Consider the following 15,540-nt stretch of genomic DNA (forward strand, 5'->3'; position numbering starts at 1 on the left):
GAACGCTGTCGATGTGAACATCGTCGCGGACCTCATCCTCGCCGGCGCCCTGGTTGCCGTCTGGCTCACGGCCGGGCTGCTGGCCGACTCGCTGCCGTCGGCTCGTTCGGCGCCGGCTCTGCGCCGCCGGGCCGGCCTGATCACCATGCTGATCGCCGCCGGCGCGACGGTGTTCGTCGCCATCGGAATCGTCACGGCTCTGCTGCCGGGCCAGTCGGCGGCTCCGGCCGCGGCGCTCGTGCCGGCCGTTCCGGCCCTGATCGTGCTGACCGCCGGCCTGCGCCGGATGGCTCAGGTGCGGCGAGGTGCGGGCGCCTTCGCCACGGCGCCGCAGACCCCCGTGCCGCCGGCCCTGCGGGCGGCCGCGGCGCATCCGCTGATCCTGGTGCCGTTGCAGGTCACCGGATTGGCGGCGCTGCTCAGCCTGCCGATCGCGGGCGGTGTGGTGAAGGTTCCGGGGGCCGACCTGGCCGGCATCGGCATCACGGTGGTGGGTGTGGCCGTGCTGGCGATCGGCGTTCGGGCCGGTCTGCGGCACAGCAAGCTCAGCGTGCAGGCGCTGGCCCCGATCGGGCGCAACCGGCCGCGGGTGCCGGTCAACAGCCGCTGACCGTCAGCCCTTCTTGGCTTCCTGCACATAGAGGAGCTCGAGGATCGATCGGGCCGCCTCGAACCAGCGGTCCAGCCAGTCCGAAGTGGGCAATGTGCCGCGGGCGGGCAGTTCCAGCAGCAGACCGCGCAGCAGCGGGTGGTCCGCCATCGACTGCGACGACCCGGAGTCGATGGCCGGCCAGCCGCTCGACGGGAAGACCGGCTCGGTCAGCCCCTGCAGGTCGAGGGAGGGCAGTTTGGCCGCCCGGTCGAGCGGGTTGGTCGAGTCGATGCTGTGCGAGCGGCCCGGCGACCGGGTGGGCAGACCCGAGGAGCTGCGCGACACCAGTTCGCCGTCGGCGGCCTCGGCGGCGATCGCGGCTTCGCGCCGGTTCTGCCGATAGGCGCTGACCCCACCGCTGAAGCGGTCCTGCGCCGTCGAGGAGTTACTGAGGTTGTCCGAACCCATCGTCATCTGTCTGCCTTGCCTCGCTCGGGGGAAGCGACCCCGCCGGTGTTGCGCGGTCCGGGCCGCGCTTTTGCCGTTCAACGAGGCGAGCGGAGAAATGACTACGGCCGGTTCTCCCGCGCCGATGAGGGAGAACCGGCCGCACTACGACGGACCTCGAGGGATCAGAGGTCGAACTCGCCGTCCTTGGCGCCGCCGACGAACGCGTCCCACTCGGCGGCAGTGAAGATCAGTGCCGGTCCGTGCGGGTTCTTGGAGTCGCGCACCGCGATCGCCTCGTCCACGAAGGCCACCTCGACACAGTTGTCGGAGTTGGGCCCGCTGCGAGTGCTCTTGAACCACTGTGCCCGGCTCAGATCGATCCGGAAACCCTTCGCTTCGACTTCCACAATGGCTCCTCTACCAGCATGTGAATCATCCCGATGGACTCCTCCGGGGGGAGGGCCGACGTCCGGATGGTCTCGAAGATGGAGTTGTACTGGCCGAGCTCCTCGGCCTTCTCCAGAAACAGGCCGCCGGTCGCATTCTCGGTGAACACCACGTCGGCGTCGCCCTCCTCCTCGAACTCGAGAATGGCGAACGTGCCGTCCATCCCGGCGTGCGCGCCCGCCGCGAAGGGCATGATCTGCAACGTGACGTTCGGCAACTGCGCGGTGTTGATCAATCTGGCTAATTGATCACGCATGACGTCGTCGCCGCCGACCGGCCGGCTTACCACCGCCTCATCGAGCACCACCCAAAGATCAATCGGATCGTCCTGAATCAATAACGACTGTCTTTCCATCCGGACGCGCACCCGTTGCTCGATTTCCTGATCGCTGTCCCCCGGTTGGGCGGCCCGAATCACCGCAATTGCGTACGCTTCGGTCTGCAGCAAACCCGGAATGACCTGCGACTCGTACGTCCGGACGGACCGGGCGGCAGCCTCCAGCCCCACGTAGGCCCCCGTGAGAACAGTGGAATACGGGTGCCACCATCCTTTTTGCCGCGCCTCCCGGGCAATGTGGACAAGCTCCTGTTTGACCTCGTCGGAAACGCGGTAGATGTCCAGCATGGCCGCAACATCGCCAGGAGTGGCGCTGGTATGTCCCGTCTCAATTCGGGACACTTTGGACGTGGAGCAACCCAATCGCTCCGCCACCATGTCGATGGTGACCCGGGCACCCTCCCGATGCCGGCGCAACTCGACCCCGAGCCGGCGGCGTCGAATGGTAGGACTGCGATGTTGATTCACAACCACAGTCTCCTGTCGATCATTTAGTGATTCAAGTTCATCGGACCTACCAACCGGTAATCACTAAGGGCTGACATGCAACTTGCATCGACCGGACTCGTGGTGCAATCTTTTCGGTATGGCTCGCGTCACTCCGCCCCGATCGGGGGATGGGCCGAGCCCCGCTCAACGTAGAGATGCGCCACCGTTAACGGGGTGACGATCTTAAGCGCCGTCCGACGTGGACTGATCCACTTTCGGCAGGCCTCAGGATCGGTAACGGTGACGTTCCGCAACGCTTTCGAGGATTGGCATCGTCGAAAGCTTGCATAGGCGTTAACGCCGGGCACACTTGGTGCTTTCGTGTCAAGGTTTCAGGGCAGGAGATGACGTGCTTCCTCGGTCCGGTGATGTCATACACGTGACGAAGGCGGCCAGCGTCCAATTCGCGGCGCCGATGCTGTTCCGTGTCATCCGGGTCCACGACTGGCCGACGTACGAGGGCTGGATCTGGCTGGACGGCTATGAACTGAACGCGACGGGTGACGCCGTGGAGCGCCGTTCGATCTTCGTCCAGGTCAGCGGCCTGCGTGCCGTCGGCAAGGCGCCCGACCCCCGGGCCCGTAACGGCCGGCAGCCGGGCCTGGTCAGCGGCACAGTCCAGGCCCGCACGGTGCGGACCAACCGCTGACCCGTCAGTTACCGTCCGCGCCGGTGCCGTCCGTGGGCTCGGCCGTGTCCGTCGGGTTGTTCGTCGGCTGAGCCGCGATCACCAGGGTGACCGTCGTGTCCGGTGGGACCTCCTGCCCCTCCACCGGATCGCTGTCGATCACCGTGTCCGGCGGCACGTCCGGTGCCTGGCGATAGATCAACCGGTAGTTCAGCCCGGTCGAGCGCAGCGCCTCCTGCGCCTCGGCCAGGGCCAACCCGCGCAGCGCGGGGATGGTGATCTCGCTCGCGGTCGGATCCGTCGTGGACTGCACGGGATCCGGCGACGTAGCGGTCGGCGTCGCGCTCGGTGACGACGTCACGGTCTCGGCCGCAGTTGTGGGCGTCTCAGCCGGCGCGGCCGAGGTGCTCGTGGCCGGCGCGGGCGTCTCGTCCGACGAGTCCTGCACGAGCAGATAGATCGCCCAGCCCAGCACGCCGAGCAGGATCAGCGCCACGATGCCGACCACGATCGGCATCCACCAGCGGTCCCGCGGCTGGGCCGGCGCCGAGGCGGCCCAGTCGACCTCGGGGTAACCGCGCCCGGGCTGGGGCGGCCGCACCTCGGCCCGCCCCGACCACGCGGGGTTGGCCCGGCTGGGCGCCCAGTCGTCGTCGCCGACCGGCGGCATCACCGCGGTCGACCCGGGCCGGCCGGTGACTACCGTCGGTTCGTCGCGGATTGCCGGCACCGTGCGGACGTCGTCGAGAGTGTCGTCGCTGCGGCGTACCCCGTCCAGCGTGTCCTCGTCGCCGGGCGGCGGCACGGAGGCGCGGCCCACCGTGGCCTCGTCGACCCGCGTCGCGTCCAGGTCGTCAGGCTCGGACTTCGCCGGCCCTTCGGTCGCCTCGGCGGCAGGGTCCTCGGCATCGCCGGGCGAGAGACGTCGCGTCTCGTCGCTCTCGTCGGACATCGCCTCTCCTCCGGCTCGTTCACCCGCATGGGTCAACGTATCGAATCTTGCGGGACATGTCTGGCCTCCGCAGGACAAACACACCAGGTGGCTACAGGTGAGAAGGACATGCAGAGACCGATCCATCGATTCGCAGGCATCGGCGGCTACCGCTACAGTGCGGCGCATGGCCGACAAGGGCTGGATGGCACGCGTAGCCACCGCGGCAGGAGCCGCAGCGGGCACGGGCGCCGCGCAATTGGGCCTGGGCTACGGCCTGGGTGTGGTGGTCTGGCCGGTCACGCCGACCCCCGACGACAGCGCCTGGCTGGGCAGCCTGGGCTGGGCCACCTGGATCACGGCGAGCGCCACGGTGTTCGGCGCCGTGCTGGGCAGCCGCTCCCGGGGCGGTCCAGGACCGCGCACCACCGCCGCGTGGCGTTTCGCCCTGGCCGCCTGCGCGGCGGTCGGAGCCCTGGTGACGGTCGCGCTCATCGCGCTTCCGGCCCGTTCCGCCGTACGCTTCGACGCCTTCAGCCCGCAAGTCATCGCGGGCGGATACGCCGTGGTCGGGCTCGTGCTGGGCTTGGTCGTCGCGTTCTGGGCGGTGTCGTCGCGCCCGGTCGCGGCCAATCTGATGGCCACCGGCGTCTGGTTGTGGGCGCTGGCCATCGCCGGCATCGTGGTCGAGCTGACCGTGAACCGTGATTCCGCGACCTACTTGACCAGCTGGCAGTTCGCCGAGGTGGCCAACAGCGGGCTGTACGGCACGATCTATTGGCCGAGTGCCCTGCTCACCCTGTCCGCGGCGTTCCTGGTCGGCGCCCTCACCGCCGTGCCCGCCGCACGCCGCGGCGACCTCGGGATCGGCGCGGCGACCTCGGGCCTGGCCGGTCCGCTGCTGGTCGCGTTCGCCTTCTTGGCGCTGGCACCCCGGCTCACCGGCGCCCTCGGCCCGATCGAGTCGGCCTATCTGATCGCGCCGTACGCCGTGCTGGCCGGACTGGCCGGTTCGGCGCTCGCGGTCGCCGGCACCCGTACGGTCCAGCAGCAGCGGTCCGACCGGGCCGGCGCGGCGACCGGCACGGCCCGCGTCCCGGAGCCACCCGCCCTGGAGCCACCACCCGAGGCCGTCGGCGCGCCCGCTGCTGCCACCCCGGGCCGGGTTACCGACACCGCCGCCCCTGAAACCCGGAGCCGGACCCCGCGCCCGGCCCCGGCGGCTGCCCCATCGGGCGGTTCCCCCGCCACCCCGCGCCCGACTGCGGCTGCGCCGACCGGCGAGTCGGACAGTCCGACCGCTCTGATCCCCCAGCCGTCGGCTGACTCCGAGGCCGCCGCCGAGCCGGCCAAGAAGCAACGTTCCGGCCTTTTCGGACGGCGAAAGACATCCGCGCAGCCCGCAGCTGTGCTCGCGCAGGCAACCTCCGCCCCGAAGGCGGCACCCGAACCCGCCGCATCGTCCGGCCACGACACCTCGGCGCGGAGCAATGCGGACAAAAAGGCCAACGGGCAGCCTGCGCCGATCGACTCCGAGATCGCTGCAGCCGCCCGTCCGGCCCCGCGCCCGCGTCCCAAGAAGGCCGCCGCTGCGGAGCCCAAGCCGACCAAGTCCACAGTGACCCCACCACCGACGGCCCCGGCCGTGGCGCAAATCAATCCGCAACCCGCCAACTCGGCTCCGAAGACCCCGCCGCCGGTCAACCCGCGGCCGCCTGCCAAGGACTGAAGGCGCTGGTCAGAACGTCGGCCAGGTGTGTACCGGGTCGTTCGTGCGGTGCAGTTCCCAGTAGCGGAGCAGCATGGCGTGCAGGGCGTCGTTTCGGGAGAGCCCGCGGCACTCGGCCTCGCGTACGGCCTCGGTCTGCCAGGACGCCCCGTTGCGGCCGAGCCGGCACCGCTCGTCGATGACGGCAAGCAACCGGTCGCGTACGGCCGGCGCGACGCCGTAACGGTCCAGCCCCGCGTGCGCCTGGGGCAGCAGCACCGATCGCACCAGCTCGGCCACCCTGATCTCGCCCAGGCCGGGCCAGACGACCGTCGCCTCGATGCCCGCGACCGCGCCGGCGTAGAAGTTCTCGCGGGCGGTCGCGAACGGCAGCCGGGACCAGATCGGCCGTTCCTCCTCGGCCAGCCGGCGCACCAGACCGAAGTAGAACGCCGCGTTGGCCAGCAGGTCGATCACGGTCGGCCCGGACGGGAGCACACGATTTTCCACGCGCAGGTGCGGCCGCCCGTCCATGACGTCGTAGACCGGCCGGTTCCAGCGATACACCGTTCCGTTGTGCAGCCGCAGCTCACCCAGCCGGGGCACGCCGCCCGCGCGCAGCACCTCGATCGGGTCCTCGTCCTCCAGGAACGGCAGCAGCGGCGCGAAGAACCGTACGTTCTCCTCGAACAGGTCGAACACCGAGGTGATCCAGCGTTCCCCGAACCAGACCCGCGGTCGTACGCCTTGGGCTTTGAGCTCCTCCGGCCGGGTGTCGGTGGCCTGCTGGAACAGCGCGATCCGGGTCTCGGCCCACAGCCGCCGGCCGTGCAGGAACGGCGAGTTGGCGCCGATCGCCACCTGCACACCGGCGACAGCCTGGGACGCGTTCCAGTAGTGGTGGAACCGGTCGGGCGGCACCTGCAGGTGAAACTGCACGCTCGTGCACGCGGCCTCGGGCGCGATCGAGTCGCTGGCGCTGCGCAGCCGCTCGACGCCGCGGATGTCGAGGTCGAACTGTTCGCCCCGGGCTCCGGCCATCTCGTCGTTGAGCAGGCGGTAACGCTCGTTGGCGCTGAGGTTTTCGAGCACCAGGTGGTCGGGGGTGAGGGTGGGGAGCATGCCGATCATCACGAGTCCGCAGTCGCTCCTGCCGGCCGCGCGGCTGAGGCCGGCCAGCAGGTCGTCCTCGTAGTCGGCCAGGCCCCAGCCGGCGATCGACCGTGGCGCCGCGTTGAGCTCGATGTTGAACTGGCCCAGTTCGGTCTGGAACAGCGGGTCGCCGATCCGGTCGAGCACCTCGGCGTTGCGCATGGCCGGCCGGGCCGCCTCGTCGATGAGGTTGAGCTCGATCTCCAGCCCGGTCATGTCGTCACGGTCGGAGAAGGCGTGCTGATCGAGCATCTGCGCGAAGACATCGAGGCATCGGCGCACCTTCTGCCGATAGGTGGTCCGGTCGTCCGGGGCGAAGACGACGGTCGCGAGATCCTTGCCCACTTACCCTCCCGGGGCGGCCAGGACGAACAGACGTCGATCACCACTCTGTGAGCGAATGCGTGCGCTCGGTCTACCTTGCCATCCCGTACGGAGGTCCGCCAGACAACGACGAGCCGCCGCCCGGTAATCCGGACGGCGGCTCGACTGTGGATCTCTGGTTGATCGGGCCGGATCAGGCGCGGCGGATGGCCTCGCCCTCGATCTCGATCTTGATCTTCTTGCTCACCATGACGCCGCCGCTCTCGAGGGCCATGTTCCAGGTCAGACCCCAGTCCTCACGGTCGATCTCGGCGGTCGCACTGAAACCGAAGACCGCGAACCCGTACGGGCTCTGGCCGGCGCCCTCGAACTCCACGGTCAGCTCGACCGGCTTGGTCACACCCTTGATGGTGAGCTCGCCGTCGAGCACGAACTCGGCGCCCGCGTGGCTCTTGATACCGGTGCTACGGAAGTCCATCGTCGGGTACTTCTCGGACTCGAAGAAGTCGCCGCTGCGCAGGTGGTTGTCGCGGTCGGTCTGGCCGGTCTCGATGCTGGCCGTGTTGATCGAGGCGGTGACCGAGGACTGCAGCGGGTCCTCGCCGATGGTGATGACGGCCGAAGCGTCCGCGAACTGCCCGCGAACCTTGCTGACCATCAGGTGACGCGCCACAAAGCCGACCCGCTTGTGCGCGGCGTCCAGGTCGTACGTGCCGGCGGCGGGGATCTGAAGACCCTCGAACGTACGGGTGCTGGCGACGGACTCGGTCATGACTTGTTCCTTCTTTCAAGGCACTGGGCGGTCGGTGTTTGTGTGACGGAGCAACTATATGCCAAGCAATATTCCCCGTGTCAAGAGCCCGGTGTACCATGTACCCGTGAGTACGGATCTGGATGACCCCCGTTTCACCGCCTTCGGGCTCTTCGCCGAGGCGTTCACGGGGCTGACCAATCGTTTTGCCGCGCAGTTCGAGGAGCATCGCCTCTCCGCCGTCGAGTTCGAGGTGCTGATGCGCCTCGCCCGCTCCCCGGGCCGCCGGCTCCGCATGACCGACCTCGCCGGTCAGACTTCACTGTCCACCAGCGGGGTGACGCGGGTGGTCGATCGCATGGATCGCGACGGGCTGGTTCGCCGCGAGGCCTGTCCGAGCGACCGTCGCAGCTCGTTCGCCGTGATCACCGAGGCCGGCGTCGACCGGCTCGACGAGGTGTTGCCCGGTCACCTGGCGTTGCTGCAGCAGTGGTTCATCGGCCAGCTGAGCCCGGCCGAGCTCGACGGCATGCTGGGCTCACTCCGCAAGATCCGCGACGCGGTGAACCCGTGCGCGACCGCGGGCACGGCCGAGGAACGCCCTGCCGCCTGAGCCGGGGCAACCCGGCGAAGTTGCCACAAAGCCGTCCGTGAGCACCGCGCCGGAAGGCTTGGGGTAAACCGGCAGAACTACCGGCAGAATCGGGCGGCGCGGCGGTCCAAACGGACAAATCTCCCGAGTTCCGCTGCCGCGAGTGGCTACTGTGATCCGCGCAGGGGGATGCGGCGCGACCGAGGTGACGGCGGGGCTTGACGGGGGAGCTTCGTTCTCGCCGCTTAACTGGCGGGCGTGGCTACGGTTGGCGCGTGGGGGGCACGCTACGCCGACCGGCCACGCCCGGCCAGTCCCCTAGCTCTCAAGGACTTGTGTCAACAACCGCGGTCCGAGCCGATCGCGCTCGCGCGGCAACAGCGTGATCCCGCCCGATCGGCACAACTCCCGCAGCCGCCGTACGGCCGACTCCCGCTCGTCCTCGTCCGGAGTGCTGGCGATCAGCCCGACCAAAGCCTCCACGACATCACGGGGATCATGAGCCCCGTCGTACGCGTCGGCGGCGCGGGCGAAGCACTCGGCCGCCCGTTTGGGCTCGCCCCGGCTCAACGCGACCGCCGCCTCGACCACCGCGGCCGGGCCGTCCTGCGTGTCGTCGTCCTCCTCGGGAGCGAGCTGTTCGAGCACCGCGGCCGCCTCGTCGGTGCGCCCGGCCTCGGCCAGCGCCAGCCCGATCGTCGCCAGCAGCCGGCGCTGGTGCCCGGGGTCGCCCAGTTTGATCAGCTCGGTCATCGCCCGCCGGCCGAGCCGGGCCGCCTCGCCGGTGCGCCCGTCCAGCCGCTGCACCTCGGCCAGATTGGCCTGGGCCAGCACGCGCAGCCGCTTCTCGCCACTGCGCCGGGCCTGCTCCTCGACGATGGCCAGCCGGTCCCGGGCGGCGGCCAGGTTGCCCTGCCGGATCTCGTGCCAGACCAGGTTGTTCTCGGCCACAGCCAGGTCGCGGGCCCGGCCCCCGCGGCGGGCCAGCACCAGGGCGGCCTCGCCGTGCCCGCGGGCCCGGTCGAAGTCGCCGGCGTTCATCCACAGGCCGGCCAGCTGGGCGTGCGCGGTGAGCTGGCCCGCGACCTCGTCGAGACGCTCGAACTCGGCCAGCGCCGCGGCCGCCGATTCGATCTCGTCGGCGCTGCCGCCGTGCTCGCGGGCGAGCTGCGCCATGCCGATGCGGGCCCAGGCCCGGACGGCCGGGTCGGCGTCGGCCGTGCGCGGGTCGTCGAGCAGCCGGCGCAGCCACTGGCGGCCGGTCACATCCCGCCCGCGGAACCGCCACCAGCGCGGGAGCGCCGCCGCGAGCCGCAGTGCGGTGTGCGGGTCCTCCCCCGCCGCGTAGGCCAGAGCGGTGCCGAAGTCACCGGCCACGTCGTCGAGCCGGGCCGCCGCCTCGGGCAGCCGGGCGCCGGTCAGGTCGGGCCAGATCTCGTGGGCCAGGCCGGCCATCACCTGCGCGTGCCGGCGGCGGCCCTCGTCGAGCTCACCCTCGGCCGCCGCGCGCTCGGCGGCGTAGTCGCGCACGACGTCGAGCAGCCGGAACCGGAAGGTGCGGCGGCCGCGCACGCTGAGCAGACCGAGTTCGAGCAGGCGGTCGAGCAGGTGCACGACGTCGGCCCGCGGGTTGTCGATGAGCTGCTCGGCGAGGCCGATCGACCAGCGGTAGCGGAACATCGCGAGCCGGCGCAGCTCCCGTTGCTCCTCGGAGTTGAGCAGGCGGTAGCTGGCCGCCACGGCGTCGCGCAGGCTGACCAGCGGCTCACTCGACCCCGGCCGGTCCAGGTCGAGCACGCGATCGCCGTACCGGTCGAGGATCTCGGGGATCGTCAGCACCCGGCCGCGCGCCGCCGCCAACTCGATCGCGAGCGGCAGACCGCCGAGCCGCCGCACCAGCGCGGCCAGCGGCGCGACCTCGCCGGGCTCGGGCTCGTCCCGGCGCACCTGGCCCAGCCGTTCCAGGAAGAGGGCCACCGCGGGGTAGGCCGCCGCCACGTCGGCCAGGGGGCCGTCGGTCTCGGGCGGGGGTGCGAGGAGCGGCGCGAGCGGCCACACCCGTTCGGCGGGCAGACCGATCGGGTGTCTGCCGGTGGCCAGGAAACGCACGGTGGGCAAGCGTTCGAGCAGCTGGCTGAGCATTTCGGCGGTGGCGTCGGGCGAGCGCTCGACGGCGTCGACGAGGACGAGCGCGGCCCGGCCGGCGAAGACGGCGGGCAGGTCGTCGGCCCGGCCGACACCGAACTCGGCCGCGATGCTGCCCAGCATCTCGCCGACCGTGCAGCCGTCGGTCACCACGATGCCGGCCACCCCGCCCGGATAAGCAGTGGCCGCCCGGTGGGCGGCCACGAAAGCAAGGCTGGTCTTGCCGACCCCAGCCAGGCCGACCAGGGTGATGCCGCGCGGGCCGTCCGGGGCCGCGAGCTGGGCCGTCATCTCCTCGAGGTCGTCGTCGCGGCCGATCAGCTCGGTGGTCGGCAGCACGCGCAGGAAACCGGTCGGCGGCAGCGGGTCCTCGGTGGACTGACCGCGGGCCGCGGCCAGGAAGGCCTCCCGGTCGGCGCCACCCAGACCGAGGGCGGCCGCCAGCAACTCGACGGTGGTGCGCTGCGGCCGGGACGCACGGCCCCTTTCCAGGTCGCGGACCGTTCGCACGCCGACGGCGGCCCGGGCGGCCAGCTCGTCCTGCGTCAGGCGGGCCCGCAACCGCTCGCGGCGCAGCACAGCGTCGAATCCGCCCTGCTCCGGAGCGCTTTCTCCGCCGTTGTTCGCGACCACGCCACCGAACTTAGGGTGGGTTCAGGTATGCGGCGAGCAGAGATCGGATCTTGTCGGATTGCGGACCCAAAGCCGACGGTCAAATGCCACTAAAGACCCAGCCCGCGGGCGATCAACATGCGCTGGACCTCGGACGTGCCCTCGCCGACTTCCAGAATCTTGGCGTCGCGGTAGAAGCGGCCGACCGCCGACTCGTTCATGAAGCCGTACCCGCCGTGCACCTGCGTGGCCCAGCGGCTGTTCTCCATCGCCGCGTTGCTGGCGTTCAGCTTGGCGATCGCCGCGTACCGCTTGAAGTCCTGCCCGGCCAGCATGCGGGCGGCCGCGTCGTAGTAGCCGACCCGGGCGATGTGGGCCCGCATCTCCATGTCGGCGATCATGAACTGGACCGCCTGGTAGTTGCCGATCGGCTGGCCGAAGGCCTCGCGCTGGCCGGCGTAGCGCACGGACTCGTCGACGCAGCCCTGGGCCAGACCGACCGAGAGGGCGGCGATCGCGATCCGGCCCTCGTCGAGGATGCGCAGGAACTGGGCGAAACCGCGGCCGCGCTCACCGAGCAGGTTGGCCGCCGGGACCCGTACGTCGTCGAAGGAAAGCTCGTGGGTGTCCGAGGCGCACCAGCCGACCTTGGAGTAGCCCGGGGCGACGGTGAAGCCCGGCGTGCCCGAGGGCACGATGATCGTGGACAGCTCCTTGGAGCCGTCGGGGTTGGTGCCGGTGACCGCCATGACCGTGACCAGGCAGGTGATGTCCGTGCCGGAGTTCGTGATGAAGGCCTTGCTGCCGTTGATCACCCACTCGTCGGTGGCCTCGTCGTAGACCGCGCGGGTCTTGGTGCCGCCCGCGTCCGACCCTGTGCCGGGCTCGGTCAGGCCGAAGGCGGCCAGCGCCTCACCCGAGCAGAGCCGGGGCAGCCACTGCTCCTTCTGCTCCTGCGTGCCGAACCGGTGGATCGGCATGGCGCCCAGCGAGACCGCGGCCTCGAGCGTCACCGCCACCGAGCTGTCCACTCTGGCCAATTCCTCCAGCGCGATGCAGAGCGCGAAGTAGTCGCCGCCCATCCCGCCGAACTCCTCGGGGAACGGCAGGCCGAAAAGACCCATCTTGCCCATCTGACGAATCACGTCGTACGGGAAGGTCTTGTGCTCATAGTGCTCGGCGATCACCGGCGCGACCTGCTCGCGGGCGAACTCCTCAACGGTGACGCGCAGCGCCTCCTGCTCCTCGTCGAGCCGGAAGTCGACCATGGTGTGCTCCTGTCAGACGGGCGTGACGCCGTGGCGGCGCCGGGCGAAGAAGCGCTCCTTGCCGCGGGCGGCCCGGTAGCGGCGGATGAGTTCGTCGCGCAGGTCGCCCGGCTCGACGACGGTGTCGACGACCAGTTCGCTGGCCAGTCGCATGATGTCGATGTCCTGCTCGTACTCGGCGCGGCGCGCGGCCACGAACGCGGCCCGCTCCTCGTCGTCCGCGATGGCGGCGATCTTGTTGGCGTAGACGGCGTTCACCGCGGCCTCGGCCCCCATCACCGCGATCTTCGCGGTGGGCAGCGCGATCGTGGCCTCGGGCTCGAAGCTGGGGCCGGCCATGGCGTACAGACCGGCGCCATACGCCTTGCGGACCACCACGCAGATCTTGGGCACCGTGGCCTCCGAGATCGCGGTGATCATCTTGGCGCCGTGCCGGATGATGCCCTGTTTCTCGACCGCCGAGCCGACCATGAACCCGGGCACGTCGCAGAGGAACAGCAGCGGGACGTTGAAGGCGTCGCAAAGCTGCACGAAGCGGGACGCCTTGTCGGCCGAGTCGGGGAAGAGCACGCCGCCCTTGAACATCGAATTGTTGCCCACGACGCCCAGCACCTCGCCGTTGAGGCGGGCGAAACCGACCGTGAGCTCCTTCGCCCACAGGGCCTGGATCTCGAAGAACGAGCCCTCGTCGACCAGGCCCTTGACGTAACGCCGCATGTCGAAGGCCTGGCGCTCGCTGGCCGGGACCAGCGCGCCCAGATCGGCCCCGGTCGACGACTTCGCCTCGGCCGCGGGCGGGGTCTGCTCCCAGTTCGACGGCAGATAGGACAGATACGCCCGTACGGTGTCGAGCGCGTCCTGCTCCGTCTTGCACAGGAAGTGGCCGACGCCGGACTCCGCGCAGTGCACCCGGGCGCCGCCCATCGCCTCGAGCGTCGTCTTCTCACCGGTGACCATCTCGACCATGCGGTCGGAGCCCAGATACATGCTCGCGTTGCCGTCGACCATGGCGACGATGTCGCAGAAGGCCGGAATGTACGCCCCGCCGGCCGCCGACGGGCCGAACAGCGCGCACGCCTGCGGAATCGCGCCCGACGCCTTGACCTGGGTGTGAAAAATCTTGCCGGCGCCGCGGCGGCCCGGGAACAGCTCGACCTGGTCGGTGATGCGCGCGCCGGCCGAGTCGACCAAATAGATCATCGGTACGCCGTACTGCACGGCCCGCTCGATGATGCGGATGATCTTTTCGACCGTACGGGCGCCCCAGGAGCCCGCCTTGACCGTCGAGTCGTTCGCCATGAGGCAGACCTCGCGGCCGTCGACCCGCGCGATCCCGGTGATCACGCCATCGGCCGGCAACCCGTCGGCCAAGCTGTTGGCATAGAGCCCGTCCTCGACGAAGGAACCCTCGTCGACCAGCAGCGCGATCCGTTCGCGGGCGAAGAGCTTGCCTTTCGCGGCGTTGGCCGCGTGGTAGCGCTCGGCGCCACCGGCCAGCACCCGCTTGCGTGCCTGTGCGAGCTCGTCGCCCACCGCGACCCTCCTGAACGGTCGTTAAGACTTAACGAGCGTTAGGGTAGCGGATCCGCTCGGGCGCGGCAACGCCGGACGGGAGCCTCCGCCGGCTGCGGAGACTCCCGTCCGTTTTCATTTCTGCCGATGCCGTGGAGGGGCACCGGGTGTTACTCGGCGCCTCGTGGCACCGCACGGGTCGCACCCGGGACCGGTGCGACCCGGTCTTCCGCTAACCCCCGTGGGTAAGCGCGCTTCAGCGCAGGGTGTTGAGCAGGCCCAGGCTGCCGATACCACCGACGGTCTCGGTCAGGCCCGAGATCGGGGCGGCCTCGGTGGCGCCACCGCGGCCACCCTTCGACGCGCTGTCCGAACCGGTCGCGGCCGGCTTGGTGTAGCCGTCGTTGTCGTCGGTCGCCGGCTCCTCGCCCGCGTCGTCGTCCTGCACGTCGCCGTAGCCGTCGTTGCTCGCCGGCTTCTCGCCACCGTCGCCCTTGTAGTCGTCGTCGTCGACGTCGCCGTGGTCGCCGTCGAAGTCGTCGTCGTCACCGTGGCCGTGGCCGTGGCCCGGGCGGTCCCAGTCACGGTCACGGTCCCAGCCGCCGCGGCCGAAGTCGTCGTCGCCGTTCGCGCAGGCGGCGGCCGACTGCGCCGCACCGAGGATGCCGAGCGCGTTGCCGCAGACGTTGACCGGCACGTTGATCGGCGCCGCGAGCTGGGTGCCGTTCAGGATCCCGTTGTTGGCCCCGGTGGCCTGCACGAAGTCGTCGTCGTGGCCCGACTCGTTGCGGGAGATGGCGCGGCTGCTCGCGCTGCCCAGGAGGGCGGCCGAGTTGCCCGACAGGTTGATCGGCAGGCTGATCGGCGCGTACAGCTGGGTGCCGTTCAGGATCCCGTTGTTGACCCCGGTCGCCTGGAGGGCGCCGCCACGGCCACCACGGTGACCCTGGGCGCTCTCCTTCTTGCCCCACTTGCCGCCGCGGTGGAAGTGCCGGTCGCCGCGGGTGTCGTTCGAGCAGATGGCCTGCGAGTACGCGCCGCCCAGGATGGCCAGCGAGTTGCCGCAGACGTTGATCGGAACGTCGATCGGCGCGTAGATCTGCGTGCCGTTCGCGATGCCGTTGTTGAACCCGGTGTACTGGGTGTCGCCCCAGCCGTTCTCGGTGGTGCGCTTGCTCTCGGCCTTACGGCCGTTGACGCCGACGCCGGCCGCGCCGGCGTGACCGAGCACCGCGGCCGAGTTGCCGACCACGTTGACCGGGACGCTGACCGGCAGGTACGCCTGGGTGCCGTTGGCGATGCCGTTGTTGACCCCGGTCACCTGGGCGTTGCCGCGGCGGCCGCTCTCGGTGCGGTTGAACCCGACGCCCTGGGCGTCGGCCGCGCCGAGGATCGCCAGCGAGTTGCCGACGACGTTGATCGGGACGTTGACCGGCACGGCGATCTGGGTGCCGTTCAGGATGCCGTTGTTGGCTCCGGTGATCTGCTTGCTGTCGGCCTGCGCGGCAGCCGGGGCGAACAGCAGGGCGCCGGCGGCCAGGACACCGACACTCAGAGTCTTACGAACCCAAGTCTTCATGAGAAAAGAAATGCCTTTCAATA

The 15,540-nt window shown here is 70.3% G+C and carries 14 protein-coding genes; 4 read left to right on the plus strand and 10 right to left on the minus strand.

Features of this window, described 5'->3' with window-relative positions; genetic code table 11:
- Positions 1–13: 13 nt before the first annotated feature.
- On the plus strand, positions 14–610 hold the full coding sequence (locus BKA14_RS30950) for a hypothetical protein (protein ID WP_239093122.1): 597 nt from the start codon (positions 14–16) through the stop codon (positions 608–610).
- A 3-nt stretch (positions 611–613) separates the two neighbouring features.
- Here BKA14_RS30950 and BKA14_RS30955 read toward each other — a convergent pair whose 3' ends face one another.
- From BKA14_RS30955 to BKA14_RS30965, 3 genes are all read right to left on the minus strand, one after another.
- Positions 614–1,066, minus strand: a complete 453-nt coding sequence (locus BKA14_RS30955; protein WP_184954315.1) for a hypothetical protein — start codon at positions 1,064–1,066, stop codon at positions 614–616.
- 158 nt (positions 1,067–1,224) lie between these two features.
- On the minus strand, positions 1,225–1,449 hold the full coding sequence (locus tag BKA14_RS30960; protein WP_184954316.1) for a DUF397 domain-containing protein: 225 nt from the start codon (positions 1,447–1,449) through the stop codon (positions 1,225–1,227).
- Positions 1,413–2,294 carry a helix-turn-helix domain-containing protein gene (locus BKA14_RS30965; protein ID WP_184954317.1) on the minus strand — a complete coding sequence of 294 codons (882 nt, stop codon included), beginning with the start codon at positions 2,292–2,294 and terminating at the stop codon, positions 1,413–1,415. The genes BKA14_RS30960 and BKA14_RS30965 overlap by 37 nt, the downstream gene beginning before the upstream one ends.
- Before the next feature lie 370 nt (positions 2,295–2,664).
- Between BKA14_RS30965 and BKA14_RS30970 the strand changes: the two genes are divergently transcribed.
- Positions 2,665–2,964 (plus strand): hypothetical protein, encoded by a 300-nt coding sequence (locus tag BKA14_RS30970; protein WP_184954318.1) that lies wholly within the window; start codon positions 2,665–2,667, stop codon positions 2,962–2,964.
- Positions 2,965–2,968: 4 nt separating this feature from the next.
- On the opposite strand, the gene BKA14_RS30975 is transcribed toward BKA14_RS30970, so the two are convergent.
- Positions 2,969–3,895, minus strand: coding sequence for a PASTA domain-containing protein (locus tag BKA14_RS30975; RefSeq protein ID WP_184954319.1), 927 nt, complete (start codon positions 3,893–3,895; stop codon positions 2,969–2,971).
- A gap of 166 nt (positions 3,896–4,061) precedes the next feature.
- On the opposite strand from BKA14_RS30975, the gene BKA14_RS30980 reads away from it, so the two are divergent.
- Positions 4,062–5,603, plus strand: coding sequence for a Hansenula MRAKII killer toxin-resistant protein 1 (locus BKA14_RS30980; protein ID WP_184954320.1), 1,542 nt, complete (start codon positions 4,062–4,064; stop codon positions 5,601–5,603).
- A gap of 9 nt (positions 5,604–5,612) precedes the next feature.
- Here BKA14_RS30980 and BKA14_RS30985 read toward each other — a convergent pair whose 3' ends face one another.
- Both BKA14_RS30985 and BKA14_RS30990 read right to left on the minus strand, forming a co-directional pair.
- Positions 5,613–7,079, minus strand: coding sequence for a glutamate-cysteine ligase family protein (locus tag BKA14_RS30985; RefSeq protein ID WP_184954321.1), 1,467 nt, complete (start codon positions 7,077–7,079; stop codon positions 5,613–5,615).
- Between the two features lie 172 nt (positions 7,080–7,251).
- Positions 7,252–7,830, minus strand: coding sequence for a YceI family protein (locus BKA14_RS30990; protein WP_184954322.1), 579 nt, complete (start codon positions 7,828–7,830; stop codon positions 7,252–7,254).
- Between the two features lie 106 nt (positions 7,831–7,936).
- On the opposite strand from BKA14_RS30990, the gene BKA14_RS30995 reads away from it, so the two are divergent.
- Positions 7,937–8,422 carry a MarR family winged helix-turn-helix transcriptional regulator gene (locus BKA14_RS30995; RefSeq protein ID WP_239093124.1) on the plus strand — a complete coding sequence of 162 codons (486 nt, stop codon included), beginning with the start codon at positions 7,937–7,939 and terminating at the stop codon, positions 8,420–8,422.
- Positions 8,423–8,719: 297 nt separating this feature from the next.
- Here the strand turns inward: BKA14_RS30995 and BKA14_RS31000 are convergent, their stop codons facing one another.
- The 4 genes from BKA14_RS31000 to BKA14_RS31015 all read right to left on the minus strand — a co-directional run bounded on the left by BKA14_RS31000 (position 8,720) and on the right by BKA14_RS31015 (position 15,517).
- A complete protein-coding gene (locus BKA14_RS31000; RefSeq protein WP_239093126.1) occupies positions 8,720–11,179 on the minus strand; it encodes an ATP-binding protein in 2,460 nt (819 codons plus the stop codon).
- Positions 11,180–11,268: 89 nt separating this feature from the next.
- Entirely contained in the window at positions 11,269–12,426 is a 1,158-nt protein-coding gene (locus BKA14_RS31005; RefSeq protein WP_184954324.1) for an acyl-CoA dehydrogenase family protein, read from the minus strand.
- 12 nt (positions 12,427–12,438) lie between these two features.
- On the minus strand, positions 12,439–13,959 hold the full coding sequence (locus tag BKA14_RS31010; protein WP_184954325.1) for an acyl-CoA carboxylase subunit beta: 1,521 nt from the start codon (positions 13,957–13,959) through the stop codon (positions 12,439–12,441).
- Between the two features lie 235 nt (positions 13,960–14,194).
- On the minus strand, positions 14,195–15,517 hold the full coding sequence (locus BKA14_RS31015) for a chaplin family protein (RefSeq protein ID WP_184954326.1): 1,323 nt from the start codon (positions 15,515–15,517) through the stop codon (positions 14,195–14,197).
- Positions 15,518–15,540: the final 23 nt, after the last annotated feature.

The sequence above is a fragment of the Paractinoplanes abujensis genome (assembly GCF_014204895.1).
GTDB classification, from domain to species: domain Bacteria; phylum Actinomycetota; class Actinomycetes; order Mycobacteriales; family Micromonosporaceae; genus Actinoplanes; species Actinoplanes abujensis.

What these genes read in the sequence shown, in the direction of transcription:
- BKA14_RS30990 (WP_184954322.1), bottom strand. Translation starts at nt 7,830, where the DNA reads ATGACCGAGTCCGTCGCCAGCACCCGTACGTTCGAGGGTCTTCAGATC.
- BKA14_RS30980 (WP_184954320.1), top strand. Translation starts at nt 4,062, where the DNA reads ATGGCCGACAAGGGCTGGATGGCACGCGTAGCCACCGCGGCAGGAGCC.
- BKA14_RS30955 (WP_184954315.1), bottom strand. Translation starts at nt 1,066, where the DNA reads ATGACGATGGGTTCGGACAACCTCAGTAACTCCTCGACGGCGCAGGAC.
- BKA14_RS31015 (WP_184954326.1), bottom strand. Translation starts at nt 15,517, where the DNA reads ATGAAGACTTGGGTTCGTAAGACTCTGAGTGTCGGTGTCCTGGCCGCC.
- BKA14_RS30975 (WP_184954319.1), bottom strand. Translation starts at nt 3,895, where the DNA reads ATGTCCGACGAGAGCGACGAGACGCGACGTCTCTCGCCCGGCGATGCC.
- BKA14_RS31005 (WP_184954324.1), bottom strand. Translation starts at nt 12,426, where the DNA reads ATGGTCGACTTCCGGCTCGACGAGGAGCAGGAGGCGCTGCGCGTCACC.